Source organism: Gordonia paraffinivorans NBRC 108238 (assembly GCF_000344155.1).
GTDB classification, from domain to species: Bacteria; Actinomycetota; Actinomycetes; order Mycobacteriales; family Mycobacteriaceae; genus Gordonia; species Gordonia paraffinivorans.
In genome coordinates this window covers 1-9228 of the sequence record NZ_BAOQ01000065.1, presented here as the reverse complement: position 1 = coordinate 9228, position 9228 = coordinate 1, and the positions used below count along the sequence as shown (strand labels likewise).

Annotated in this window: 11 protein-coding genes; 4 read left to right on the top strand and 7 right to left on the bottom strand. The window is 69.1% G+C overall.

The features are described from left to right. Positions 1–1342 (bottom strand): DEAD/DEAH box helicase (locus GP2_RS20380; protein ID WP_006902531.1); only part of this gene is annotated, 1342 nt, incomplete at its 3' end. 489 nt (positions 1343–1831) lie between these two features. Here GP2_RS20380 and GP2_RS20375 point away from each other — a divergent pair. Beyond that, entirely contained in the window at positions 1832–2797 is a 966-nt protein-coding gene (locus GP2_RS20375) for a hypothetical protein (protein WP_006902529.1), read from the top strand. A gap of 18 nt (positions 2798–2815) precedes the next feature. Here GP2_RS20375 and GP2_RS20370 read toward each other — a convergent pair whose 3' ends face one another. Beyond that, a complete protein-coding gene (locus tag GP2_RS20370) occupies positions 2816–3379 on the bottom strand; it encodes a helix-turn-helix domain-containing protein (protein WP_006902528.1) in 564 nt (187 codons plus the stop codon). A gap of 57 nt (positions 3380–3436) precedes the next feature. Between GP2_RS20370 and GP2_RS20365 the strand changes: the two genes are divergently transcribed. Then, positions 3437–4186, top strand: coding sequence for an AzlC family ABC transporter permease (locus GP2_RS20365; RefSeq protein WP_006902527.1), 750 nt, complete (start codon positions 3437–3439; stop codon positions 4184–4186). After that, positions 4183–4506 (top strand): AzlD domain-containing protein, encoded by a 324-nt coding sequence (locus GP2_RS20360; protein WP_006902526.1) that lies wholly within the window; start codon positions 4183–4185, stop codon positions 4504–4506. Before GP2_RS20365 ends, GP2_RS20360 begins: the two co-directional genes overlap by 4 nt. Before the next feature lie 82 nt (positions 4507–4588). On the opposite strand, the gene GP2_RS20355 is transcribed toward GP2_RS20360, so the two are convergent. The 5 genes from GP2_RS20355 to GP2_RS20335 form a co-directional block, all read right to left on the bottom strand. Beyond that, entirely contained in the window at positions 4589–5893 is a 1305-nt protein-coding gene (locus GP2_RS20355) for a family 1 glycosylhydrolase (RefSeq protein WP_006902525.1), read from the bottom strand. Positions 5894–5925: 32 nt separating this feature from the next. Then, a complete protein-coding gene (locus GP2_RS20350; RefSeq protein WP_006902524.1) occupies positions 5926–6873 on the bottom strand; it encodes an esterase/lipase family protein in 948 nt (315 codons plus the stop codon). Between the two features lie 23 nt (positions 6874–6896). After that, on the bottom strand, positions 6897–7364 hold the full coding sequence (locus GP2_RS20345) for a hypothetical protein (protein ID WP_006902523.1): 468 nt from the start codon (positions 7362–7364) through the stop codon (positions 6897–6899). 69 nt (positions 7365–7433) lie between these two features. Then, complete coding sequence (locus GP2_RS20340; protein WP_006902522.1) at positions 7434–7880, bottom strand: DUF5994 family protein; 447 nt, start codon at positions 7878–7880, stop codon at positions 7434–7436. 171 nt (positions 7881–8051) lie between these two features. Beyond that, a complete protein-coding gene (locus GP2_RS20335; RefSeq protein WP_006902521.1) occupies positions 8052–8387 on the bottom strand; it encodes a hypothetical protein in 336 nt (111 codons plus the stop codon). Between GP2_RS20335 and GP2_RS20330 the strand changes: the two genes are divergently transcribed. Beyond that, the gene (locus GP2_RS20330) at positions 8380–9156 is read left to right on the top strand and encodes a helix-turn-helix domain-containing protein (protein WP_006902520.1); all 777 of its coding nucleotides are present in this window, start codon (positions 8380–8382) and stop codon (positions 9154–9156) included. The genes GP2_RS20335 and GP2_RS20330 overlap by 8 nt on opposite strands. Positions 9157–9228: the final 72 nt, after the last annotated feature.

Sequence of the window (9228 nt, the reverse complement as noted above, 5' to 3'; positions counted from 1 at the left end):
CGGAACGTCCGCCGCGTCGACCGCCCTGCGAGCGCCCGCCCTGCGAACGGGCGTTCCCGTTCTGACCGCGTCCGCGAGCGCTCTCGGCGGCGGCCCGCTCGGCGGCGGAGACGCGCGGTGCGCGCTCGCCGACGAGGTCGTCGACCTCGGCGGAGGTGGCGTCGACCTTGACCGGGGTGACCTTGATCTTGGCCTTGCGCAGCAGCTGCGCGACCTCGCGACGCTGCTCGGGCAGGCACACGGTGACGACGTCGCCGGAGCTGCCGGCGCGCGCGGTGCGGCCGGAGCGGTGCAGGTAGGCCTTGTGCTCGGCCGGCGGATCGACGTGCACGACGAGCTCGATGCCGTCGACGTGGACGCCGCGGGCGGCGACGTCGGTGGCCACGAGTACGCGCACGTCGCCCTGGCCGAATGCGGCGAGGTTGCGGTCGCGCTGGGCCTGGCTGAGGTTGCCGTGCAGGTCGACCGCGGGGATGCCCTGCTCGGTGAGCTTCTTGGCGAGCTTCTTCGCCTGGTGCTTGGTGCGCATGAAGAGCACGCGGCGGCCGGTGCCCGAGGCGAGTGCGGCGACCAGGTCGGCCTTGCCGGCCGAGGACACCTCGAAGACGTGGTGGGTCATGGCTGCGACGGGCGACTCGGCGGAGTCCACCGAGTGCATCACCGGGTTGTCGAGGAAACGCTTGGCGAGCTTGTCGACGCCGTTGTCGAGGGTCGCGGAGAAGAGCATGCGCTGGCCGTCGGACGGGGTGGCGGCGAGGATCTTGGTGACGACCGGCAGGAAGCCGAGGTCGGCCATGTGGTCGGCCTCGTCGATGACGGTGATCTCCACCTCGTCGAGGCGGACGATGCCCTGACGCATGAGGTCCTCGAGGCGGCCCGGGCAGGCGACGACGATGTCGACGCCGCGACGGAAGGCCTGCTCCTGGCGGGCCTGCTTGACGCCACCGAACACGGTGGTGACGGTGAGGCCCACGGCCGAGGCGAGCGGCTCGACGACGGCGGCGATCTGGGTCGCCAGTTCACGCGTCGGCGCCAGGATGAGCCCGGTGGGCTTGCCGACGTAGCGCTCGACCTCCATCTCGGCGAGTCCCGCGACGAGCGGGATGGAGAAGGCGAGGGTCTTGCCCGAGCCGGTCTTGCCGCGGCCGAGGACGTCCTTGCCCTCGAGGGTGTCGGGCAGGGTGTCGGCCTGGATCGGGAAGGCGTTCGCCTTGCCCTGCGATTCCATGACCTTCACGAGTTTGCTTGGCACACCGAGGGATTCGAAGGTCACCTGGGGTGCGGCGGAAGCGGTGGGAGTGGTGTCGACGTTCGTGTCGACGGTGTCGATGACAGCAGTCATTGTCTGGGCAGGGTTCTTCCTGTGCGTGGCACGCGAGTCAGGACGACAGTTCCACTGCCGATGGTCGGTGCCGGATGGCGAACACGCGGGTGTCGCGGGCTCGTTCGCCGTACGAAGTCAATGGCAGGTCGTGGACATCCGATGTGTCCGACGTCGGCATCCCCGTGGGGCACCGACCTGCGAGAGAGGCGTTCTACGACGCGTTGACGCATGCCGTCATGGCTGCATCACTGCAGTCGACACTACGCGCCGGTAACGAAAGAAGCGAATCGTTGTGACCGACGTCGCGTCGAACCCCGCCTGTGGACACCCTGCCGACCTGTCCTCCGCGCCCGAGGACCCGCGGTGGACGTTCGACCTCGGTCAGGACTTCTGGTTTCCCCGGTTCATCGGGGGCAACGAGAACGTGGTCGCCCTGGGGGCCAGGCGCCACGGTGCTCCGGCCGCGGTCGCCTTCTCGACGCCGGGACCGGAGAGCGCCTCGCGCAGGTGGACTCGCCGGACGACCGCACCGAATTCCGGTCGTGCGCGATCGCCGAGTCCGACGTGTCCGCGGCATGTCTCGTCGAAGGGCTGACCGATGACGGCCAGGCGGTGGTCTTCGCCGATCTCGGCAACGGATCGATCCGTCGCTCGGTCCCCGCCGCCGACCGCGCCATCGTCGTCGCACACCGGGACAGGTTCTTCGTCGTCCCGGAGCGGTCTGCACGGTCGCGGATCGAGGTCTACGACCGCGAGGGCGGGCTCGCCGCAACGCTTCCCTACGGCGAGGTGTATCCGCGCTCAGGCCTCGTGGTGTCCCGGGAGGAGGCCGGCCGCGACACCGAACGTCTGGTCGTCCGCAGCATGACCACGTTGGCCGAGGTCTTCCGTCAGGAGCCGAGGAAGGTCGGCCACACCGGCGCGAATCCGTTCCCGGGTGGTTTCGCCGTCGACACCGACAGCGGCGTCGACTATTTCGATTCCGACGGGAATCCGACGACGACCGTGCGCGGCGCCCGACTCGAACGGGCCGCGCCCGGTGGCGTGCTCAGCACACGGCTCGGACCGGCCGGGGAGTCGATCCTTCCGATACTCACCGACCGCGACACCACCGGCAACGAGAAGCCACTCTTCGTCGCCTCACCCATGAGCGGAAAGACACTGTGGCGCTGGATGTTCGACCATCCGGTCGTCGTCTTCTCCGACGGCGGCACGGTGGTGATCAAGCGCGGCGGAGACGAGACGGAGGGTGTCTTCGACGTGTCCACCGGAGCCATCCTCGCCGACCACCTGAACGATGCCGACCTCCTCGGCTCGGACGGTCGGCGCGTCCTCGTCTCCGCCCCGACAGCAGGCGGCCACCAGCTCGAGGCCATCGACGGCGCCGAGACACTGTGGGAGTACGGCCCGTACGCCTCCGATCCGGTCGTCATCGCCGGAAAGGTCTACGCCGACACCGAACGGCTTCTCTGACGGATATGTGCCGCCGGCTCAGAACGCCTCGCTGATCATCACCGCGACGGTGCCCGGCTCGAGCGCGTCGAAGACATGCTCGACGTCTCCGGGATACGCGATGTAGTCGCCGGGCCCCAGCGTCTCTGGGGCGTCCGTCGGCCCCAGCCGGGCACGCCCGGTGCTGACGACGACGTGTTCGACGACGCCGCGCGCATGCGGCTTGGACACGCGCGGCTTCCCGGGTTCGGCGCGCACGACGTAGATGTCCCGGCGCGACCCGGGCGCGGCGGTCGAGAGAAGGGTGGCCGAATAGTCGGCGTCGGCGGCCGGGATGACCGGGCCGTCGCCGAAGCGGGTCACCTCGACCGTGGGCGCCGGAGAGTCCAGCAGTGCGGAGAACTGGACCCCGAGAGCCGTCGAGAGCGCCCACAGCGTCTTGACGCTGGGGTTCCCCTCCCCGGACTCGAGCTGCGACAGCGTCGACTTGCCGATGCCCGCGCGCCTCGCCAGTTCCGTGAGCGAGAGTCCGGCGCGGGCGCGTTCACGCTTGAGCGACGCCGCCACCAGCTGCTTCGGGTCCACCCCGGCCACATTGTTCATCGAACCGTCCAATCGTCCATCTTGACGAACATCCGTCACGTGTTCACTATAGTAGTCATGCGTTCGGCATGGAGAACACTCGACGCGGCGACCCTGCGCGCCGTGGTCGTCATGTGCCTCTCGGTCCTCGTCATCGGCGCCTCGTACGGGGTCGCCGCACACGGTGCCGGACTGGCGTCGTGGCAGATCGTCCTCATCGCCACGGTCGTGCTCGCCGGGTCCTCGGAGTTCGTCTTCGTCGGCGTGATCGCCGCGGGCGGCGCACCGGTCGTCGGCGCTCTGGCCGGACTTCTGGTGAACACCAGGAACTTCGGTTACGGCCTGTCCGTGGGGAAGTATCTGCGCGGACCGTCGGAGACCCTGCTCGGCGCCCACCTCATCAACGACGAGACCGCCGCCATGACCGCGACAGAGCCCGACCCTCGCCGCGCTCGCGCGGCATTCCTGTTGTGCGGATTGGGAATCCTCGTCTGCTGGCCGGCCGGGGCAGGACTCGGGGCGTTCCTCGGGAGCGTCGTCGCCGGCCCCGAGGCCCTGGGCCTCGACGCCGCCTTCCCGGCCCTCCTCGCGGCCCTGGCCATCCCGGCGCTGCGGTCGGGTGCGACCTGGGCCGCGGCGGTTGCCGGCGGCGCGATCGCCATCGCGTCGACACCGTTCCTGCCCGCCGGACTCCCCGTCGTGGGCGCCCTGGCGGGCTTCGCCGGGGTCGAGGTCATGCGGCGGTTCATCCACGGCCGGGCGCCCTCGGCGGCCGGGCCGAGTTCGCCGACCGTCGAGACCAGGCGCGATCACGAGGTCCGCCGATGAGCACCGGCCTGTCCCTGGGCATCGGTGTGGCGCTGCTCGCGGTCGGCACCTACGCCATCCGGCTCGCCGGCCCGATCCTGCGCAACCGCATCTCGGTGTCGGCCGAGACCGAGGCGCTGATGGACCGCGCCGCGGTGGTCCTGCTGGTGGCGGTCGCGCTCACCGGAGCGTTGTTCGTCGAACACGACTTCGCGGGCTGGGCGCGTCCCGCCGGAGTGGCGGTCGGCGTCGTCGCCGCGTTGCTACGGGCACCGCTGGCGGTGGTCATCGTGCTCGCCGCCGCGACCGCCGCGGGACTCCGCGCGCTCGGAATCGCCTGAGTTCGCCGCGCTTCCACCGTTGTTCCGCATACCGGCCTCCGGATCGCCGGGCGGATCTGCCGAACGGTGGCGGGGCTGCCGGTCAGCGCACCACTGCAGGGTTCGCGCAACTGTCCGGCACGTCCACCAGCGAGCACGGAATCGGAGGCCTCGTGGGCCGGTATCCCCTCGGCACTCCCCCGGCGCGGGTGATGTCGCGATACGCGGCGACGGCGTCGGTCGGCCGGCGTGTGAGCGCCGGATCACGCCCGACGTCGACGGTGTACAGGCCGAAGCGCGAGTCGTAGTCGCCCCATTCGTAGTTGTCGGTGAGGCTCCAGTAGTTGTACGACCGGAGGTCGACGCCGTCCTGGCGGGCGCGCTGCAGCCAGTACACCGTGTCGCGCAGATGGTCGGCGCGACGGTAGCCGTCGGGTCGTTTGCCGTGCGGATCGGTGGCCAACCCGTTCTCGACGACCCGGACCGGCTTGCCCGGGAACTCGCGCGCCACCCGCCGGAGGACGTAGTAGATCGATTCGGGCGCCTGGGAACTCTTCCAGAACTCCCCGGTGGCGCCGTGTGCGACCGACGCATCAGTGACGGAGAACGAGTAGTAGTGGTCGACGCCGACGAAGTCGAGGGTGTCGCGCATCCGTTGCGGGAACACCGATTCCAGCCAGTCCTGGACACCGGCGATCGGATAGTAGGCGAAGTTCGACGACACCTCCGCACCCGGCTGCACGCGGTGTATGTGACGGTAAATCGACCGCTGGGCCGAGACGATCCCGTCGGCCATCCGGCCGACGTTCTGCGGCGTCAGTCCGCCGTACTGCAGCTCGCGCCGGACGTATTCGGTCGGCTCGTTGAACGTGATCCACAGCGGGTCCGCCCAAGCGTACCGGTCGACGACCCGCTTGGAGAAGGCGACCATGTCGTCGGCCATCCCCGGTCGGTTCCAACCGCCGAGATCCACCGCCCACCCCGGGTGCACCCAGTGGTTCAGGGTGATCATCGGGCGCATCCCTGCGTCGACGACCTTCCTGATCACCCGATCGTAGAACGCCCAGCCCGCCGGGTCGTCGTGTCCCCGGCGCGGTTCCACCCGCGACCACTCCACCGAGGTGCGGTAGATCCCGACCCCCAGTGACGCCGCACGGTCGATGTCCTCGGCGTACCGGTGGTAGAAGTCGATGGTGTCGCCGACCGGCTCGCCGACCTTGCCCTGTCTGCCGTATCGCAACCAGTTGGAGTCGCGGTTGTGCCCCTCGGACTGGAAACCCGACTGCGCGACACCGAATGCGAAGTCCGGCCCCAGTGCGGGGACGTCGGCTCCGGCGGCGGGCGCGCCGACGTCACCCGAGAATCCGGCCGCCACGACCACCGCGACCGCGATGATGCTGCGCCGCAACCGGCCTCGATGATGACGCGCGGACCGCACGATCAGAACGGGCTGCCGGTGAACGGGGCCGCCCGATCACATGGAACGGCGCGCGGGTGTTCGGGGTCGAGCGCGTTCAGCACGAAGTTCGCGGTGCGTCGCGAACCCGCCATGCCCGCGTGTTCGGTGTAGTCGACCGAGCACCCGTCCTGCACGACGATGTTCTTCACGTTGGAGCCGCCGGGCGGGAGGCCGTTCCAGTACGGCACCACGAGTTCGTCGTACCGCGTGGCGATGTTGGTGTACCGGATACCGGGCAGGTAGTAGCCGCCGTCGGCGATCTTGCGCAGGAACGCCGCGCCGGGATCGAGGTCGAAGCAGGCCTGACACAGCGGGACCTGTTCCGGCCGCACACCGAGCCCGCGCACGAACGGACCGATCTGGTCGGCGGCGGCGACGGTGGTTCCGCGCCACACCGGCGCGAGCGAGATGTACTTGTCGACGCTGTCCCTGCCGCCGAGGTACTTCACGTAGTAGGCGGGCACCACCGTTCCCTGAGAGTGCCCGATGATGTCGACCTTCTCCGCACCGGTCGCCCGCTTCACCTTGTCGATGAACGTGCCGAGTTCGCGGGCGCTCTCGGACATCAGCCCCATCCCGCCGATCGCCGTGATCGGCCACGGCGCGCCCTTGATCGCGCCGTAGGTGGGCGCGAAGACGCAGTATCCCTCGTTCTTCAGCAGCGGGACGTAGGTGCCCCAGTTGGTCTGCTGCGACCCGCCGGTCCCGTGCACGAGGATCACCGGATTGGGATGCTCTGCCGACGGCTTGCAGTTCCAGTCGTTCGAGCCGGGCAGCGAGCCGCCCGGGTTGGTCAGTTCGCCGGGGATGCCGGACAAGAAGTTGTAGGTGACCGGCAGTGTGTCCGCCCGGACCGGCGCCGCGGTGGCGACCAGCACTCCGGCCAGCGCCGCCACGACCAGCCCCAACAGCAGCTTCGAGGACCTCATGGGTGCCGAAGCTAACAAACGCCTCACCCCGAGGTAGGGCGTTTGACCGAACCGGGCGCCTCCGGATCGCCGTGACGATGACGCAGATCCCGGATGGTGGCCGCCACAGAGGCGATCAGCAGGAGGAAACCGACGACGAGGGCGATGATCTCCACGTAGTCGAGGATGTTGTCGTCATGGCCGAGGTCGTACTTCTCGTCGGTGACGTGGATGGCGACCACGACCAACCAGGCGACGAAGGCCGCCATCAGCGCGCGCCGCTGGAACATGAGGCTGCGGCGACGATGCTCGTACTCCCCCAGATCGCCGATCGCGTCCAGGACGATCGACTCCATGCGGGCATGTGCTGCGGTGCCCGACGGGAGCTTGGCGAGGATGTCGACCTTCTGCGCGAGCTTCTGGTGCCGGTCGTTGGCGTCGAGCCGGCTGAAGATCCCGCCGACCCCTGCGATGAGCAGAGATCCGGCGAATGTCAGCAGCGCGGCTGTCATGTGGGGAACCTACAACGACGAGGTGGCCGTGTGCAGGGAAAACGCCCGCCTCGCGGGGGCGGACCGGGCCTATTGCACCGCCGGCCGGCGGGTCTCGGAGGACACCGATCGCGCCGCGAGCTCCAGAATGCGTTCGGCGCGGCGGAATTCCAGCGAGTAGGTGCTCGCCTGCGGTTGCACGGTGTTGCTCGCCAGCCGCAACAGGATCGCCGCGAGCGACGACGCGGTGCGGGGCGGGATCACCAGAAGGCGGACGGTGGCCACCGGCGTGCTGAGCGTCATCATCGGCGGCGTCGCAGGCGAATCGGGCGAGTCGAGACCGGGCAGACGCCGGAAGCTCTGCCAGGTCACGTCGATCCCGGTGACGTCTCCGAACTGGGCCCGCGCCGAGGCGAGCAGGCCCGGGAGCTCGTCGGCGAGTTGCACGGTATACGGGTACCAGGCACCGCCGATGGCGGCGGCCGGGTCCACGCCGAAACGGACGCGAGTGGGGCCGAGGAGCGGTGGGGTGCTCATCGGGCGGCCTCGACGCCGTGGGAGAAGACGAGGGTTTCGGTGATCACAGCATCCGCCTGACGTCATCATCAGACGGAGCCCGGTACGCCTGACACCGGTGAGGCCGACAGAGATCTGCCGGTTGTTCTGCCCGGATGCCTCCAGCCTACGTCAGTCGGACCCGTTGGCCCGTCAGAAGCAACTCGTGGTCTGGACCGCCGCGACCTGGCGGGGGAACTTCAGCACTCCGCTCGACGGCGCACGGCGGACTCCCGACGAGAAACCGCGCACCTGCTCGACGCCGTACTTTCCCCAGGTTCCGTCGCCCTTGAGGTGGTCCTGGCACTTCTGCAGCGTCACCGAGCCCGAAACCCAGTAGGACGTACCGGGCTTGAGTCCCGCAAAGGTCGTGCATCCCGCGGAGTCTGCGTTGTGGGTGAACACCGGACGCGGACCGTTGAACAGCCCACCGGTCGTCGCGTGGAGGACGATCGGCCCCCGGTAGGCACCGCCTTCCTGATTGATCACGCACACCCTCGCGCTCGGCCTCGGCGCGGCCTCCGCGGTGCTCGACGTCACCGTCACCGCACCCATGGTCACGATCGACGCAATGGCGCTCAGTCCCGCGATCCAACGCTTCGTCACAGTGGTCCCCCCGACCTGTCTCGACATTTCTTCAAGCTCCGCCATGGCGGACTACAGCTTTGGTATCACGTATCCACCCCTCGGTCCCAGTCGCCCCCCGAGACGCACTGAACCCCAAGACGCACAGAACCCCGGGTCGCGTGGCAACCCGGGGTTCTCTCCGGTGGGCCTCGGCAGCGACCATTACAAAGAATGGCGGCCTCTGTTGGCCTACAGGGCGGGCTGCCCGCCCCAGCTGAGCCAAACGCCAGCGGAGCCCCCGGAAGCGCCAGATACGGCCCCACAGGCCGTTTCTGGGCGGCGAGGGCGCAAGCCGCAGCTGCACCTGCCGATCGAGCAGCAGCTCGAAGTTGTTGAGCTGTACAAGGCTGGCGTCTCGGTCAAGGAGATCGCTGAGCGCTTCCACATCCACCGCGCCACGGTCAGCGAGATCTGCAAGCGCAGGTGCGTGCCGCTCCGCAACGAGAGCCGAGGACTGACACGGGAGCAAGTACAGGGCCCCGCGCTCCGCTATGTCCAGGGTGCGTCGCTCGCGACAGTCGCGAAGGAGTTCGGCTCGACTCCAACAACGATCCGCACGGCGCTGATGGCGGCTGGGATCGAGATGCGGCCAGCGCGGGGCGGGAAGGGGAAGCGAGCGCATATCAGCTGACGCTCCTCGGGTTTCAGGTGCTAAATCCAGGCGACCGGCAAACACCAAGCATTCACGCTAGAGTTTACTGGC